The sequence below is a fragment of the Ruegeria sp. BG10 genome, from assembly GCF_056538575.1.
Window position 1 is genome coordinate 465,484 of sequence record NZ_JBQFTI010000001.1, and the last position, 15,744, is coordinate 481,227.

Consider the following 15,744-nt stretch of genomic DNA (forward strand, 5'->3'; position numbering starts at 1 on the left):
GTTTGCAATAGACCGCCGGTTGGGCGAAGCTGAATTGCTAGCTGCTTGACGCGCCATGCTTATTGGGTTTGCCTTTCGGAAATTCAACACGAGGTCATGATTATGCCATACCGTAAGTTTTCTCTGATCCTTCCTGCCGTTCTGGCGATCGGAGCCTGCACGAACGTTGGTGCGAATTACCAGCCGATTGTCGACGGACCGGTCGGTCCGAATTACAACGCGGATCTGGCCCAGTGTCAGGCGCTGGCAAGATCGCAACCCACGGTAGACAGCAACACGGCAGGCGCCGCCGCGATTGGTGCCGCCGGTGCCGCCGGTGCGAAAGCCATTATCGATGACAGCGCCAGCGATCTGGGCCGCGCGGCTGTCGCGGGCGCGTTGGTTGGTGCCGGTGCAAGCGCGATCAACAATACCCAGAATCAGGAAGTCATCGTGCGCAACTGCATGCGCGGACGCGGCTATAACGTCGTGGGCTAACGGGCTGCGATGGCTGTTCCGGCGGCGTGGCCCGAGGACCACGCCCACTGGAAATTGTAGCCGCCCAGCCAGCCGGTGACATCCACCGCTTCGCCAATCACATAGAGGCCGGGGACATCCCTGGCCTCCATTGTTTTGGACGACAGGTCATCGGTGTTGATCCCGCCCAGCGTGACCTCGGCAGTGCGGTAGCCTTCGGTACCCGAAGGCGTCAGACGCCAATCGGACAGCGCAGCGACAAGTTCGGTCAGCACGGCGTCCGACTGATCGGCCAGATTGCCTTGCATCGGAACATGCTGGCTGAGGTAATCCACCAGTCGCGCGGGCAGGTGGCGCGCCAATTCGGTGGTCAAGGCCTTGCGGCCCCCGGCCTGGCGCTGTTCGCGCATCAGGTCGAACAGGGGAAGCTCGGGGATCAGATTGACGCGGATCGCCTCGCCCTCGCGCCAGTAGGACGACAGTTGCAGCACCGATGGCCCGCTGAGGCCGCGATGGGTGAACAGCAGCGCCTCGTCAAAACTGGTGCGGTCGTTTGACAGCCTTGCGGGCAGAGAGACACCGGAGAGGTCCTTGAACTTCCCGTCCGAAAAGGTGAGCGGCACCAGTGCTGCCCGCGTCTCGGTCATCCGAAGCCCGAACTGCTGCGCAATGTCATAGGCCAGCCCGGTCGCCCCCATTTTGGGGATCGACTTGCCGCCCGTGGCCAGCACGAGGTTGGTACAGGTCAGGCCAAGGCGCTGCCCCTCACGCTCAACCTGTAACGCATAGCCGCCGTCGGTCTTGCGCAGGTCCTTCAGCACGGTCCGCACCCAGAGCTCGGCCCCCGCGCGCTCCATCTCGGTCAGCAGCATCTGGATGATCAGCTTCGAGGACCCGTCGCAGAACAACTGACCCAGCGTTTTTTCATGCCACGCAATGTTGTGGCGTCCGACAAGATCAATGAAATCCCATTGCGTGTAGCGCGCCAAAGCGGACTTGCAGAAATGCGGGTTCTGCGACAGGAAGTTGCCCGGACCCGCATACATGTTGGTGAAGTTGCAGCGCCCGCCGCCCGAGATACGGATTTTCTCACCCGGCGCTTTCGCGTGATCGATCACCAGAACACGCCCGCCGCAATGCGTCGCGCACATCATACCGGCTGCACCGGCACCAAGGATGATGGTGTCGTAGGTCATGTGCTGCGCATGGCGTGGATTGAAAGCGAAGGCAAGGGGCCACGCCGACGTCCGGACCAAGAATGGCCGCGAATGTCATCCGGCCATCGCCTGTTTTCAGAGCCGTTGGCAATGCGGATTGTCAGCCGCCCGGTGCACTGTCATGTTTCCACATTAAGAACAGGACTACAGGTCAAATCTGCGAAAAAAGGATAACCAATGCAATTCCCTGAGTTTATTTCAGCATTTCCCAAGCTGGACGTGCCCTTTCCGGACGATGTGGTCCAGACGTCAGTCGTGCGGTCAGATGCCGGTCTGGTCGCCTTTTTCACGTTTCTTCAGGACATGGAACTCCCCTTGCATGCGCATGGCGCCCAGTGGGGAACGGTTGTTGCCGGCACGGTTGAACTGACCATAGGCGGCGAGACCAGAACCTATCGTCCCGGCGACAGCTATTCGATTCCGGCCGGGGTTGAGCATGGCGGCGTTATCAAGGCTGGTACAAAAGTCATCGACGTGTTTGAAGAGCCCGACAGGTATCCGATCAAAGCGTGACCTGAACAGGGCAGGCGCGGTTTTTGCCTGTCACGGATTTGAACGCCGTCGGTTCTGCGCTTTTGTTAAGTGGATTTCTGCGCCTGCCCGTCATTCCGCTAGCCCAATCGCCAAATTCCCTGTAGACTCTCAATCAGATCCCGAAAACGGGACGTGAACGAGGCAGAGAGTGGCGGTATCTCATGACTGAGATGGTGTATGGCGCGGTCCAGGACCAGCGCGGCGAACCGATTCTACCAAAGTGGTGGCGAACGATTGATCGCTGGACAATGTCCTGCGTGCTGATCCTGTTTGTCATCGGGTTGTTGCTGGGGCTGGCCTCATCGCCGCCTTTGGCCGGGCGCAACGGGTTCGATCCTTTCCACTATGTCGAACGTCAGGCGCTGTTTGGCGGGCTGGCGCTGATCGCGATGCTGCTGACCTCGATGATGTCGCCGATACTGGTGCGGCGGCTGGCGGTTCTGGGCTTTCTGGCGGCTTTTGTGGCGCTGGTTTTCCTGCCGGTTTTCGGCACCGATTTTGGCAAAGGCGCGGTGCGCTGGTACTCGCTGGGCTTTGCCTCTCTGCAACCGTCCGAGTTTTTGAAACCCGGCTTTATCGTGGTGGCGGCGTGGCTTCTGGCGGCGTCACAGGAAATCAACGGCCCGCCGGGGCGGTTGTGGTCCTTCGCGCTGTGTATGGCCATTGTTGCGATGCTGGTTCTGCAACCCGATTTCGGGCAGGCTTGCCTGATCCTGTTTGGCTGGGGCGTGATGTATTTCGTTGCCGGTGCGCCGATGATGCTGTTGGTCGGTATGGCCGGCGCCGTCGTCATGGGCGGCATGTTCGCCTATTCGAACTCCGAGCATTTCGCCCGCCGCATTGACGGCTTTCTCAATCAGGAGGTCGATCCAACCACTCAGCTTGGCTATGCCACCAACGCCATTCGCGAAGGCGGACTTTTTGGTGTCGGCGTTGGTGAAGGTCAGGTGAAGTGGTCGCTTCCCGATGCTCATACCGATTTCATCATCGCTGTCGCGGCCGAGGAATACGGTCTGATCCTCGTTCTGATCATCATCGCGCTCTATTCGCTGATTGTCGTTCGGTCACTGTTGCGGCTGATGCGCGAGCGGGACATGTTCATCCGGCTGGCGGGCACCGGTCTGGCCTGCATGTTCGGCGTGCAGGCGATGATCAACATGGGCGTGGCCGTCCGGTTGCTGCCTGCCAAAGGCATGACGCTGCCATTCGTCAGTTACGGCGGCTCGTCGCTGATCGCGGGGGGCATAGCGATCGGCATGCTTTTGGCGTTTACCCGAAACCGCCCACAGGGCGAACTTGGCGACATTCTGCGCGGACGAGGATAATGGAAATACCCTACCTGTTGATTGCGGCTGGCGGCACTGGAGGTCATATGTTCCCGGCGCAGGCGCTGGCCGAGGCGATGCTGCACAAGGGCTGGCGAGTGCGCCTGTCCACGGATGCCCGCGGCGCGCGCTATACCGGTGGATTTCCCCATTCGACCGAGATTGTTCAGGCCTCATCGGCTACTTTCGCGCGCGGCGGTCTTGCCGAAAAGGCGTTGGCCGGACCCAAGATCGCGGCGGGGATGACCGGGATGGCGGTGCAGATGATGCGCGACAAGCCCGATGTAGTGGTGGGGTTCGGCGGATACCCCTCGATCCCCGCGCTGGGTGCGGCGACGATGCTCAAGATCCCGCGCATGATCCACGAACAGAACGGGGTTCTGGGGCGCGTGAACCAGCTGTTTGCCTCGCGCGTGTCGCACGTGGCCTGTGGTGTCTGGCCCACGGATCTGCCCGAAGGGGCGAAGGGTATCCACACCGGCAATCCCGTGCGTGCAGCGGTGCTGGAGCGAGAGGCCGCGGGGTACATCCCGCCCGGTGAATACCCGATGTCGATCCTGGTGATGGGCGGATCGCAAGGGGCCCGCATCCTCAGCGATGTGGTGCCCGGTGCAATTGCCGCCCTGCCGGAAAACCTGCGCAGCCATATCCGCGTTGCGCATCAGGCCCGCGACGAGGATGGTGAACGGGTAACCGCGTTCTACGCCGATCACGGTATCCGGGCCGAGGTCAAACCATTCTTTCAGGATGTTCCCCGCCGCATGTCGGACGCGCAGCTGGTGATCAGCCGCTCGGGCGCGTCCAGCGTCGCGGATATTTCGGTGATCGGGCGGCCTTCGATCCTGATCCCCTTTGCCGCCGCCGCAGGCGACCATCAAACCGCAAACGCGCGCGGGCTGGTTCAGGCAGGTGGCGCGATCATGATCCCTGAAAACGTGCTTGACGTTCCCGCTCTGACCGAGCAAATCACCGCAGTTCTGACCAACCCCGAAGCCGCGCAAAAGATGGCCCATGCCGCCCTATCGACCGGTGCCCCCGACGCGACCGAGCGTCTTGTGGCCCTTGTCGAGCAACTGGCGCAGAAGGAGACCGCATGAATCCTGCAACCAAACTGCCGCAAGACGTAGGGCCGATTCACTTCGTTGGAATCGGCGGGATCGGGATGTCCGGCATTGCCGAGGTGCTTTTGAATCTGGGCTACCGGGTGCAGGGGTCCGACCTGAAGGCGTCCAAGATCACCGACCGTCTGGCCGGTTTGGGGGCCGAGATTTTTGTTGGCCAGCGCGCCGATAACCTGGAAAACGCCGCAGTCGTGGTGGTTTCGACCGCGATCAAGCCGGGCAACCCGGAACTGGACGGCGCGCGCGCGCAGGGTCTGCCGGTGGTGCGCCGGGCCGACATGCTGGCCGAACTTATGCGCCTGAAATCCAACATCGCCATTGCAGGCACCCACGGCAAGACCACCACAACGACGATGATGGCCGAGCTTATGGTGGCGGGCGATTTCGATCCGACCGTGATCAATGGTGGCATCATCCACGCCTATGGGTCGAACGCGCGGATGGGGCAGGGTGAATGGATGGTGGTCGAGGCCGACGAATCCGACGGCTCGTTCAACCGCCTGCCGGCGACCATCGCCATCGTCACCAATATCGACCCCGAGCATATGGAGCATTGGGGCGATTTCGACCGGCTACGCGACGGCTTCCACGAATTTGTCTCGAACCTGCCGTTCTACGGTCTGGCGGTCTGCTGCACCGATCACACCGAGGTTCAGACGCTGGTGGGTCGTATCACCGACCGCCGCGTGCGCACCTATGGCTTCAACGCGCAGGCTGATGTGCGGGCGGTGAACCTGACCTATAAGGGCGGTGTCGCGCATTTTGATATCCATCTGCAATACGAAGACACCGTGATCGAGGGTTGCACCTTGCCGATGCCGGGGGATCACAACGTCTCGAACGCGCTTTCCGCAGTTGCCGTCGCGCGCCATCTGGGCATGAAGGCCAGCGAGATCCGCGACGCGCTGGCCAATTTTGGCGGCGTCAACCGGCGCTTTACCAAGGTGGGCGAAGTCGACGGCGTCACCATCATCGACGATTACGGCCACCACCCGGTTGAAATTGCGGCTGTTCTGAAGGCCGCTCGTCAGGCCACCGAGGGCCGCGTCATCGCCGTGCATCAACCGCACCGCTATTCCCGCCTGTCCAACCTGTTCGACGACTTCTGTACCTGTTTCAACGATGCCGACGTCGTGGCCATCGCCGAAGTATTCGCGGCAGGCGAAGACCCCATCGAAGGCGCAGGCCGCGATGATCTGGTGCAGGGTCTGATCCGCCACGGTCACCGCCACGCCCGCGCGTTGCTGGACGAAGGCGATCTGGAGCGTCTGGTGCGCGAACAGGCCCGCCCCGGCGACATGGTTGTCTGCCTTGGGGCCGGCACGATCAGCGTCTGGGCTAACGGTCTGCCCGAACGTTTGCAACAAAAACAAGCTGTCTAACGCGATGGACTCTGCTGAGGCGCAACTTTAAAGTGTGAACTCGCAACCGCAGAAATGACGTCCTCGGAGGGGCAATTGGTGTATTCGGTGGTATTCGCTGGCTTATGGGTCGTGGCCTCAACAATCGTGGCCATGTTGCCGATGCGTCTGCAGTTTCCGCCGGGCATTGTGTTGTTTGTTTCAGCGCCTGCCCTGATCGTCTGGCTGGGGCATGATTTTGGCTGGTTCTTTTCGGTTCTGGCCTTAGCCGCCTTTGCGTCGATGTTCCGCAATCCGATCCGGCACTACTGGCACCGCTGGACCGGACAGGAAGTCGGGGAATGAGCTGGTCCATCGCTCTTGCTGCCCTGTGGGGGATAGCCGCGAATGTTCTTGCTATGCTGCCCAGCAAGGATAACCACTGGACCCGCGCCTATGTCCTGATAGCGGTGGGTATCCCGATTTTGGGATATGTCACCTATGAGAACGGTCCATGGATCGGCCTGCTGGTGCTGGCGGCGGGCATGTCCGTGCTGCGCTGGCCGGTGATTTACCTGGGGCGGTGGTTGCGGCGGATCGGGCGGCATCACTATTGACCGCAGCAGCGATCCTTTTTGCGTTGCTCGCCGTAGGTTCGTTTCTGGGGACGACCGCCGTGACGCATTCACTTGCCAGACGGGGCCACATTTGGATCGTTGTTTGCCAGATCGCGGTTTTGGTCCTTTTGTCCGTTCTTACCGTTGCTTCGGGGAGGGGCGGCGCACCGCTGGACGCCGATTACCTCCGGTTCGTGTTGTTATGGGTCCTGATCGCACCTGCGTTATCAGGAGCTGTCCTTGGCGGTTTGGTCGGACTATTGCGGACAGTGGCAGGCGGTCGCTGAAATGTAGTTGATCTCTGGATGACAACCCGGATCGTCGCGGCTAGAAGGTGCCAATGACACTTACATCGCTTCCCGTGCGCGGCAAACTATCCGAAAACAGGTTTTTAAACGACCTCACGTGGCTCCGGGTCGGCGGCCCGGCGGATTATCTGTTTCAGCCGGCTGACATTGACGATCTGCGGAGCTTCCTGCGCGAACTGCCCGCAGATACGCCGGTTTTCCCGATGGGCGTCGGTTCCAACCTGATCGTGCGGGACGGCGGGCTGCGCGCCGTGGTGATCCGCCTTGGTCGCGGGTTCAACGGGATATCCGTCGACGGCAACATTGTCACCGCAGGTGCGGCGGCGCTGGATGCGCATGTAGCACGCAAGGCGGCGGATGCGGGCGTCGACCTGACCTTTCTGCGCACCATCCCTGGTTCCATCGGTGGTGCGGTGCGGATGAACGCGGGTTGCTATGGCAGCTACACAGCGGATGTGCTGCGTAAAGCGACCGTTGTTACCCGGCAGGGGGATGTCGTTGATCTGACGCCAGAGGATCTGAACTTCCGCTACCGCCAGTCTGACCTGCCGGAAGGGGCAGTGCTGGTCTCAGCCACATTCGAAGGCTCTGCTGGTGATCCGGAAGAGTTGCATGCCCGCATGGCGGCACAGTTGCAAAAACGCGATGAAACTCAGCCCACCAAGGACCGCAGCGCCGGATCGACGTTCCGCAACCCGGCCGGGTTTTCCTCGACCGGGCGGGCGGATGATGTGCATGATCTGAAGGCGTGGAAGGTGATCGACGATGCCGGAATGCGCGGCGCGACAAAAGGTGGCGCGCAGATGAGTCCCAAGCATTCGAATTTCCTGATCAATACCGGCACCGCCACCGCCGCCGACCTCGAAGGTCTGGGGGAAGAGGTGCGAAAAAAGGTTTACGAAACAAGCGGCATCACGCTAGAGTGGGAAATCATGCGGGTCGGTGATCCGCTGAAGGAATAAAGCCCCAGCCGTCAGACCAAAACAGGCAAATTCAGGCGACGGATCAAAGGCATAACGCAGTACGGACCACGACATAAGGTCCGGGGACATTGAGGCGCACATTGGGAATGTCGAGCAGGACAAACCCCAAAGTGGCGGTATTGATGGGTGGACCCTCGGCGGAACGCGAGGTGTCTCTCAGCTCTGGGCGCGAATGCGCAGCCGCCCTTGTGGGAGAAGGCTTTGAAGTGGTCGAACTGGACGCAGGTCCCGACCTCTATGCGCGCCTTTTGGACATCAAACCGGATGTGGTTTTCAACGCTCTGCATGGCCGCTGGGGCGAGGATGGCTGTGTGCAGGGTTTGCTGGAATGGATGCGGATCCCCTACACGCATTCCGGTGTGCTGGCTTCAGCCCTTGCCATGGACAAGCAGCGCAGCAAAGAGGTCTATCAGGCCGAAGGGCTGCCGGTTGTTCCCAGCGTGATCGTGCCCAAGATCGAAGTTGCCCGGGCCCACGTGATGGAACCGCCCTATGTGGCCAAGCCCAACAACGAAGGCTCCAGCGTCGGCATTTACATCGTGCATGAGGGATCCAACGGTCCGCCGCAGCTGTCGGACGACATGCCCGAACACATAATGGTCGAGAAATATGTGGCAGGGCGTGAACTGACGGTGACCGTGATGGGCGACCGCGCCCTGTCTGTAACCGAGATCATGACCGATGGCGGTTGGTACGATTATGACGCCAAATACAAGCCCGGCGGTTCGTGGCATGTGGTGCCTGCGGAAATCCCGCAGGGCATTTTTGACCGCTGCATGGACTATGCCCTGCGCGCCCATAATGCCCTTGGCTGCAGAGGTGTCAGCCGAACGGATTACCGCTGGGATGACAGCCTGGGGGCGGACGGGTTGTTTCTGCTGGAAACCAACACGCAGCCCGGCATGACGCCGACATCGCTGGTACCGGAACAGGCGGCGCATCTGGGCATGAGTTTCGGGCAGCTCTGCGCCTGGATGGTGGAGGACGCGTCATGCGACCGCTAAGAGCCACCCGCGCCCCGGTGATCCACCGCAAGAAACAGGTGGCCGGGCCGGATGCCGATTTTGAATCGGGCGTCCGATCCGACGCCGGGCAAAAGCTGCGCCTGCGCGGTGCGCGGCTATTCGGGCGCAAATCGCGGCGGTTCGACCCAGCGCCATCCAGGCTCAGCTACCGGCTGCAACGGTGGATGCTGACGCCCGGCATTCGGCGAGGGTTGAAATTCGGGCTGCCGGTTTTCGTGATTTGCGCCGCGGTGGGATTCTACTTTGGGGCCGAACACCGCCGCGAGGCGGTGGTGGCCTATGTGAACGACCTCAAAATCTCAATCCAGCAGCGCCCGGAATTCATGGTCAACCTGATGGCCATCGACGGTGCAGGTACCGGCCTGTCCGACGATATCCGCGAAGTGGTTCCGCTGGATTTCCCCATCAGTTCCTGGGATCTGGATGTCGAGCAGATCCGCGACACGATCACCGGGCTGGACCCGGTAAAATCGGCGACCGTGCGCGTACGCCCGGGGGGGATTTTGCAAGTGGACGTGGTCGAGCGTCAGCCGGTCATTGTCTGGCGAACCCGCAGCGGGATCGAATTGCTGGACGAAACTGGCGCCCATGTGGAACGCATCGCCTCTCGTAAGGACCATGCCAACCTGCCGTTGATCGCAGGCAGGGGTGCGGATGCCCATGTGGCCGAGGCGCTGGAGCTTTTGACAACCGCCCGCAGTCTGGGCGCGCGCGTGCGCGGGCTGGTTCGCATTGGCGAGCGCCGCTGGGATCTGGTTCTGGACCGCGGTCAACGCATCCTGTTGCCGACCGACAGACCGGTACGCGCGCTGGAGCGTGTTCTGGCCGTGAACGAGGTGCAGGACCTTCTGGAACGCGACGTAGCGGTGGTTGACATGCGCCTTGGGCAACGTCCGACCATCAGAATGACCAAAGCCGCCAGCGAAGACTGGTGGAATACAAAAGTGACAGTGGGTAGCGAGCAGTAAGACCATGATGACCGATCTCTATCAGTCCCAGCGTGCCATGCGACAGATGCGCAGGCAGGCGATGCAACGTGGCGTGGTCGCCATTCTGGATATCGGCAGTTCCAAGATTGCTTGCCTCGTATTGCGGTTCGATGGCACCGGACGCCTGAGCGAAGACAACAGCATCGGATCAATGGCCGGTCAGACCGGGTTCCGCGTGATCGGGGCCAGAACCACCCGTTCGCGCGGTGTGAAGTTCGGCGAAGTCTCGGCAATGCAGGAGACGGAAAGCGCCATCCGTACGGTTTTGCAGGCGACGCAGAAAATGGCCGATATTCGCGTGGACCACGTGATCGCCTGTTTCTCGGGTGCCAATCCGCGCTCATACGGTCTGGATGCGCAGGTCGATCTTGAGGGGCAGCTGGTGACCGAGGCCGAGGTTGGCCGGGTCCTGAACGCCTGTGACGTGCCTGACTATGGCGCGGGGCGCGAGGTGCTGCATGCGCAACCGGTGAATTTCGCGCTGGACAACCGCTCGGGCCTGATCGACCCGCGCGGGCAGATGGGGCAATCGCTGGCGGTGGACATGCATATGCTGACCGTCGATGCCGTGGCGATCCAGAACATCGTGCGCTGCATCAAACGCTGTGATCTGGAATTGGCGGGGATCGCAAACTCGGCCTATGCGTCGGGGATTTCGGCGCTGGTCGAGGACGAACAGGAACTCGGCGCGGCCTGCATCGATATGGGTGGCGGTACGACCAGCGTGTCGATCTTCATGAAAAAACACATGATTTACGCCGATTGCGTGCGGATGGGGGGCGATCACGTCACTGCCGATATCTCGATGGGTCTGGGCATTCCGACGGCGGTGGCCGAACGGATCAAGACCTTTAACGGGGGTGTCCACGCGACCGGTGCCGACGACCGTGATCTGATTGATATCGGCGGCGATACCGGCGACTGGGAACATGACCGCCGCACGGTCAGCCGGGCCGAACTGATCGGCATCATGCGTCCGCGTGTCGAGGAAATTCTGGAAGAGGTCCGTATCCGCCTGGACGCTGCGGGGTTTGACCATATGCCAATCCAGCAGATCGTTCTGACGGGTGGCGGCAGCCAGATCATGGGGTTGGACGGGCTGGCCACGCGTATCCTGGGGCAACGGGTGCGGCTGGGCCGCCCGCTGCGTGTACATGGCCTGCCGCAATCGGCGACCGGGCCGGCGTTTTCGTCTGCGGTCGGGCTCAGCCTGTTTGCGGCGCATCCCCAGGACGAATGGTGGGATTTCGAAATCCCGGTCGACACCTATTCCGCGCGACCCTTCAAGCGTGCCGTGCGCTGGTTCCGTGACAATTGGTAAGTTCGCGCGGATTGCGGTGCTGATCGCCCTGACCCCGTCGGCGGCGCAGGCCCAGACGCGCATCACACCCGAAGCTTTCCTGAATGCGGTGCAAGGCAAGACCGTCATGTTTCATGACTATCCCAGCGGAATTCTGGTTGGGACAGAGGAATTCCTTAGCCCGACGCGGTCTGTCTGGCGCATGGTCGGGCGCGGCTGCGTCTATGGTCAGATCACAACGCCCAACGGGCAAATCTGCTTTTTGTACGAAGATGACCGGGACGGGCTGCCGGTATGCTGGTGGCCGTTCCTGTACGAAGGCCGTCTTATGGTCCGGTTGGCCACCTTTTCCAACGCGGAGATTCAAGAGGTGCGCAGCATGACGGAGGACGGTTTGAATTGTCCAAGTACCCCAATTAGCTAAAGAAACGGGTTGCAGCCCGCGCCATTATCCAGCAAGATATCCACAAGGCCCGTCAGAGGCCCCGCGGCAGGACCTGAGCAGTTTACCGCAACCAGATAAGTGGCGAGCCCCTAAGTGACGCGCGTTTCGGCGACGCCGCGCGAGTCGCTTGTTTTGTGGTGTCCGGGGGCCGATCCGCAATATCTGGCGATCAACGCGAAATACCGCCGTTTGCTGCCTTATTTCCTCCATATTTTGTGGATTCGTGCGATTTTTGGCGTGACCTTTGCGGTTTCGAGCGGTAGAATTGTTAGCGGATAGGTAAGAAAAACACCGCTTTGGCGGGTCAATAAAACAGGCGGACAGAGCATGACATTGAATCTTTCGATGCCCGGGCACGACGAACTGAAGCCTCGGATTACAGTTTTTGGCGTTGGCGGTGCAGGCGGCAACGCAGTCAACAACATGATTGAGAAACAACTGGACGGCGTCGATTTCGTGGTCGCCAACACCGACGCACAGGCGCTGCAACAAAGCCAGTCGTCCGCGCGGGTGCAACTGGGCATCAAGGTCACCGAGGGTCTTGGCGCAGGGGCGCGCCCGACCGTGGGTGCCGCCGCAGCCGAAGAAAGCATCGAACAGATCGTCGATCATCTGGCTGGCGCACATATGTGTTTTATCACTGCTGGTATGGGTGGCGGCACAGGAACGGGGGCGGCGCCGATCATCGCGCAGGCTGCCCGTGAACTGGGCGTGCTGACCGTCGGCGTTGTCACCAAACCCTTCCAATTCGAAGGCGCCAAGCGGATGCGTCAGGCCGAGGACGGCGTGGACGCACTGCAAAAGGTCGTCGACACGCTGATCATCATCCCGAACCAGAACCTGTTCCGTCTGGCTAACGAAAAGACCACCTTCACCGAGGCGTTCTCGATGGCGGACGACGTTCTGTATCAAGGTGTTAAAGGCGTGACCGACCTGATGGTGCGCCCGGGCCTGATCAACCTCGACTTTGCCGATGTTCGCGCCGTGATGGACGAGATGGGCAAGGCGATGATGGGTACTGGTGAGGCGACCGGCGAAGATCGCGCGGTTCAGGCGGCTGAGAAGGCGATTGCCAACCCGCTGCTGGACGAAATCAGCCTGAAGGGCGCCAAAGGCGTGCTGATCAACATCACCGGATCGCACGACCTGACGCTGTTCGAGCTGGACGAAGCCGCCAACCGCATCCGCGAGGAAGTGGACCCCGAGGCCAACATCATCGTCGGTTCGACCCTGGATACCGCGATGGAAGGCGGCATGCGCGTTTCGGTCGTGGCGACAGGTATCGACGCCAGCGAAAAGCACGACGATGTGCCGGTTGCGCGTCGCTCGATGTCGGCACCACTGACCCGTACCGTTACGGCAGAGGAACCGCAGCAGGATGAGACCCCCGCCGCTGCGCCCGAGCCTGTCGAAGCTGCAATGCAGCCGACAGAGGTGAATCGGGAACCGTCGCTGTTTGAAACGGCCGAAGAGCCGGCGCAGCCGCAGTTCCAGCCGCAGGTCGAACAGGATGATGACGGTCTGCCGCCGCCGGCCTACCAGCCGCGCGTTGCGGAGTTTGAACCGACACCCGAGCCGGTGGAGCCCGCCCCGGAGAACTATGTCGCGCCCCAGCCGCAGGTCGCCGCAGGCACGCCATCACCCGAAGCGCTGCAGCGTTTGCAGGCCGCAGTACAGAACGTGCCTGCGTCCGAGCGGAGCCCGTCAATGGTTCGCCCTCAGACACCGCAACCGGCCGCCGAGCCACAGGCAGATGCACAGGATCGGCCCCGGTTTGGCTTTAACCGCCTGATCGACCGGATGACCGGGCACGCCGCGGATACACCCGCACAACCAGTCCGTCAGCAGCCCGTGATGCGCCAATCTGACGCCACGGCACCTGCGCATGATGAGGCCGATCCCGAGCAGGACCGGATCGAAATTCCGGCCTTTCTGCGCCGTCAAGCCAACTGATCGCGGTAACAAAATCACCAAAAAGGGTCGCCGTTTGGCGGCCCTTTTCTTTTAAAATACAGCCTCTTGACTGTCTGTAAGCAGGCTTTTGCCGATCTGTTACATTCATGTTTCATTCAGTTACAAAGAGTGAGTTGAGCCTTGACGCTTGCTTCCTTAACTGAGTGTCCAACACGGCACACCAAAGTCCGGACACCACTCACCGAGGTTCACCTTGCAACATACGCTCAAATCTCCGATCACGTTTACAGGCGTCGGGCTGCACAGCGGCAAGCCTGCGACGATGGTCCTGAAGCCGGCCGCCGCCGGCCACGGCATCTGGTTCAAACGGACGGATATCGAGCTGGGCAATGCGTTGATCCCTGCGATCTATGACGTGGTCGAGCGGACCCCGCTCTGCACTCGTCTGGTGAACGAGGCAGGCGTCTCGGTATCGACTGTCGAACATATCATGGCCGCGCTGGCAGGCTGCGGTGTGCACAACGCGCTGATTGAAATCGACGGCCCCGAAGTTCCGATCATGGATGGCTCGTCGATTGAGTTCGTGCGCGGGATCATGACCAAGGGCGTGCGCCGTCAGGCCAGCCCGGTTCTGGCATTCGAGGTTCTCAAGCCTGTCACGGCAACACGCGAGGGGGCCAGTGCCTCGATCGCGCCCGCGGACAGGCTGGTTATCGATTTCCATATCGATTTTGAAGATGGCGCCATCGGCAGCCAGGCCAAAACGCTAGATATGCGCAATGGCTCGTTCGCGCGCGAACTGAGCGATTGCCGCACCTTCTGCCGCCGCACCGATGTTGAGGCGATGCGCGAAAACGGTCTGGCCCTTGGTGGTACGCTGGAAAACGCCGTTGTTGTGCAGGGCGATGAAGTGCTGACACCGGGCGGTTTCCGCCACGAGGACGAGGCCGTGCGCCACAAGATGCTGGACGCGCTGGGGGATCTCTACCTGGCGGGTGGCCCGATTCTGGGACATTTCACCGGTGACAAATCCGGCCATGCCATGACCAACACGCTGCTGCGCAAACTGTTCGAAACGCCCGGTGCGGTTCGTCCGGTCCTGTGCACACCCGAACAGGCCGCGCGCCTGCCGGGACAGGGGCTGGTGTGGGACGAAATCCCCGAAGTTGCCTGAATAGATCAACTCTGTCGACAATTCCGCCAAAGGGCCTACTAAGGCGTTTTGCCCCGGAATTATATGTGCTAAACCAAGCCCCAATCCGGGGCTTGCCCCAATAAGCAATACGACAAGGATATGCGGAATGGTTGGCACCAAAGCGGCAGTCAGATTCGCAGGGGCGATTCTTCTGGCAGCAGTTTTGACGGCATGCGGCGACAGTGGCGCAGACCGCGATCAGAACCTTGAGGGGTTCACTCCAGAACAGATTTTCACGCGCGGTGAGTACGAGCTTTCGCAAAATCGCTCGGATGACGCGGCGTGGTACTTCTCGGAAGTAGAGCGCCTGTACCCGTACTCGGACTGGGCCAAACGGGCGCTGATCATGCAGGCGTTTTCGTTCCACGCAGACGAGAATTACGAGGAAAGCCGCGCCGCGGCGCAGCGCTATATCGACTTCTACCCTACGGATGAAGACGCTGCGTATGCGCAATACCTTCTGGCCCTCAGTTATTACGATCAGATCGATGAGGTCGGGCGTGATCAGGGTCTGACCTTTCAGGCGCTGCAATCCCTGCGCACCGTGATTGAGGTGTACCCGGACAGCGAATACGCCACCTCAGCGGTGCTGAAATTTGATTTGGCCTTTGACCATCTGGCCGGCAAAGAGATGGAGATCGGGCGCTATTACCTGCGTCAGGATCACTATACGGCGGCCATCAACCGGTTCCGTGTCGTGGTCGAGGATTTTCAGACCACCACCCACACGGCAGAAGCGCTCTATCGTCTGATCGAGGCATATCTGTCGCTGGGTCTGGTGGACGAGGCGCAATCGGCGGGTGCCATTCTGGGCTATAACTATCAGTCGTCTGAATGGTACGACGCAGGCTACAAGTTGCTGACGTCACGCGGTCTTGACCTCAAGAGCCGTGGCAACAACTGGCTGAGCCAGATCTATCGCCAGACAATCAAAGGTGAGTGGTTGTAATCGCCATGGTTAAAGGCGTGGGACGC

General features: G+C 60.9%; 17 protein-coding genes. 16 read left to right on the forward strand and 1 reads right to left on the reverse strand.

Translation table 11 applies throughout. The features are described 5' to 3' along the window. The first annotated feature begins 102 nt into the window (after nucleotides 1-102). Complete coding sequence (locus ACR0D8_RS02270) at nucleotides 103-477, forward strand: glycine zipper family protein (protein WP_475158965.1); 375 nt, start codon at nucleotides 103-105, stop codon at nucleotides 475-477. On the opposite strand, the gene ACR0D8_RS02275 is transcribed toward ACR0D8_RS02270, so the two are convergent. Further along, a complete protein-coding gene (locus ACR0D8_RS02275) occupies nucleotides 474-1,652 on the reverse strand; it encodes a BaiN/RdsA family NAD(P)/FAD-dependent oxidoreductase (RefSeq protein ID WP_480644350.1) in 1,179 nt (392 codons plus the stop codon). The two genes, ACR0D8_RS02270 and ACR0D8_RS02275, sit on opposite strands and share 4 nt — an antisense overlap. A 198-nt stretch (nucleotides 1,653-1,850) precedes the next feature. On the opposite strand from ACR0D8_RS02275, the gene ACR0D8_RS02280 reads away from it, so the two are divergent. From ACR0D8_RS02280 to ACR0D8_RS02350, 15 genes are all read left to right on the forward strand, one after another. Further along, on the forward strand, nucleotides 1,851-2,186 hold the full coding sequence (locus ACR0D8_RS02280) for a cupin domain-containing protein (RefSeq protein WP_480644351.1): 336 nt from the start codon (nucleotides 1,851-1,853) through the stop codon (nucleotides 2,184-2,186). Nucleotides 2,187-2,368: 182 nt separating this feature from the next. Next, nucleotides 2,369-3,532 carry a putative lipid II flippase FtsW gene (ftsW, locus tag ACR0D8_RS02285; RefSeq protein ID WP_475158969.1) on the forward strand — a complete coding sequence of 388 codons (1,164 nt, stop codon included), beginning with the start codon at nucleotides 2,369-2,371 and terminating at the stop codon, nucleotides 3,530-3,532. Beyond that, a complete protein-coding gene (locus ACR0D8_RS02290; RefSeq protein ID WP_480644352.1) occupies nucleotides 3,532-4,629 on the forward strand; it encodes a UDP-N-acetylglucosamine--N-acetylmuramyl-(pentapeptide) pyrophosphoryl-undecaprenol N-acetylglucosamine transferase in 1,098 nt (365 codons plus the stop codon). The genes ftsW and ACR0D8_RS02290 overlap by 1 nt, the downstream gene beginning before the upstream one ends. Further along, the gene (gene murC, locus ACR0D8_RS02295) at nucleotides 4,626-6,035 is read left to right on the forward strand and encodes a UDP-N-acetylmuramate--L-alanine ligase (RefSeq protein ID WP_480644354.1); all 1,410 of its coding nucleotides are present in this window, start codon (nucleotides 4,626-4,628) and stop codon (nucleotides 6,033-6,035) included. Before ACR0D8_RS02290 ends, murC begins: the two co-directional genes overlap by 4 nt. 78 nt (nucleotides 6,036-6,113) lie before the next feature. Beyond that, nucleotides 6,114-6,359 carry a DUF2484 family protein gene (locus tag ACR0D8_RS02300; protein WP_480644355.1) on the forward strand — a complete coding sequence of 82 codons (246 nt, stop codon included), beginning with the start codon at nucleotides 6,114-6,116 and terminating at the stop codon, nucleotides 6,357-6,359. Next, nucleotides 6,356-6,610: a DUF2484 family protein gene (locus tag ACR0D8_RS02305; protein WP_475158977.1), complete on the forward strand. Its 255-nt coding sequence runs from the start codon at nucleotides 6,356-6,358 to the stop codon at nucleotides 6,608-6,610. Before ACR0D8_RS02300 ends, ACR0D8_RS02305 begins: the two co-directional genes overlap by 4 nt. A 340-nt stretch (nucleotides 6,611-6,950) precedes the next feature. Further along, nucleotides 6,951-7,880: a UDP-N-acetylmuramate dehydrogenase gene (gene murB / locus ACR0D8_RS02310; RefSeq protein ID WP_480644357.1), complete on the forward strand. Its 930-nt coding sequence runs from the start codon at nucleotides 6,951-6,953 to the stop codon at nucleotides 7,878-7,880. Between the two features lie 107 nt (nucleotides 7,881-7,987). After that, on the forward strand, nucleotides 7,988-8,905 hold the full coding sequence (locus ACR0D8_RS02315) for a D-alanine--D-alanine ligase (protein WP_475158983.1): 918 nt from the start codon (nucleotides 7,988-7,990) through the stop codon (nucleotides 8,903-8,905). Next, a complete protein-coding gene (locus ACR0D8_RS02320) occupies nucleotides 8,893-9,894 on the forward strand; it encodes a cell division protein FtsQ/DivIB (RefSeq protein ID WP_480644358.1) in 1,002 nt (333 codons plus the stop codon). The genes ACR0D8_RS02315 and ACR0D8_RS02320 overlap by 13 nt, the downstream gene beginning before the upstream one ends. 7 nt (nucleotides 9,895-9,901) lie before the next feature. Then, nucleotides 9,902-11,236 carry a cell division protein FtsA gene (gene ftsA / locus ACR0D8_RS02325; protein ID WP_480646344.1) on the forward strand — a complete coding sequence of 445 codons (1,335 nt, stop codon included), beginning with the start codon at nucleotides 9,902-9,904 and terminating at the stop codon, nucleotides 11,234-11,236. Further along, nucleotides 11,223-11,639 carry a hypothetical protein gene (locus ACR0D8_RS02330; RefSeq protein ID WP_480644359.1) on the forward strand — a complete coding sequence of 139 codons (417 nt, stop codon included), beginning with the start codon at nucleotides 11,223-11,225 and terminating at the stop codon, nucleotides 11,637-11,639. Before ftsA ends, ACR0D8_RS02330 begins: the two co-directional genes overlap by 14 nt. Nucleotides 11,640-11,753: 114 nt before the next feature. Beyond that, nucleotides 11,754-11,939, forward strand: coding sequence for a hypothetical protein (locus ACR0D8_RS02335; protein WP_480644360.1), 186 nt, complete (start codon nucleotides 11,754-11,756; stop codon nucleotides 11,937-11,939). Between the two features lie 48 nt (nucleotides 11,940-11,987). Then, on the forward strand, nucleotides 11,988-13,613 hold the full coding sequence (gene ftsZ, locus ACR0D8_RS02340; RefSeq protein WP_480644362.1) for a cell division protein FtsZ: 1,626 nt from the start codon (nucleotides 11,988-11,990) through the stop codon (nucleotides 13,611-13,613). 214 nt (nucleotides 13,614-13,827) lie between these two features. Next, a complete protein-coding gene (lpxC, locus tag ACR0D8_RS02345) occupies nucleotides 13,828-14,748 on the forward strand; it encodes a UDP-3-O-acyl-N-acetylglucosamine deacetylase (RefSeq protein WP_480644363.1) in 921 nt (306 codons plus the stop codon). A 127-nt stretch (nucleotides 14,749-14,875) separates the two neighbouring features. Further along, nucleotides 14,876-15,718 (forward strand): outer membrane protein assembly factor BamD, encoded by an 843-nt coding sequence (locus tag ACR0D8_RS02350; protein ID WP_475158995.1) that lies wholly within the window; start codon nucleotides 14,876-14,878, stop codon nucleotides 15,716-15,718. Nucleotides 15,719-15,744 lie beyond the last annotated feature (26 nt).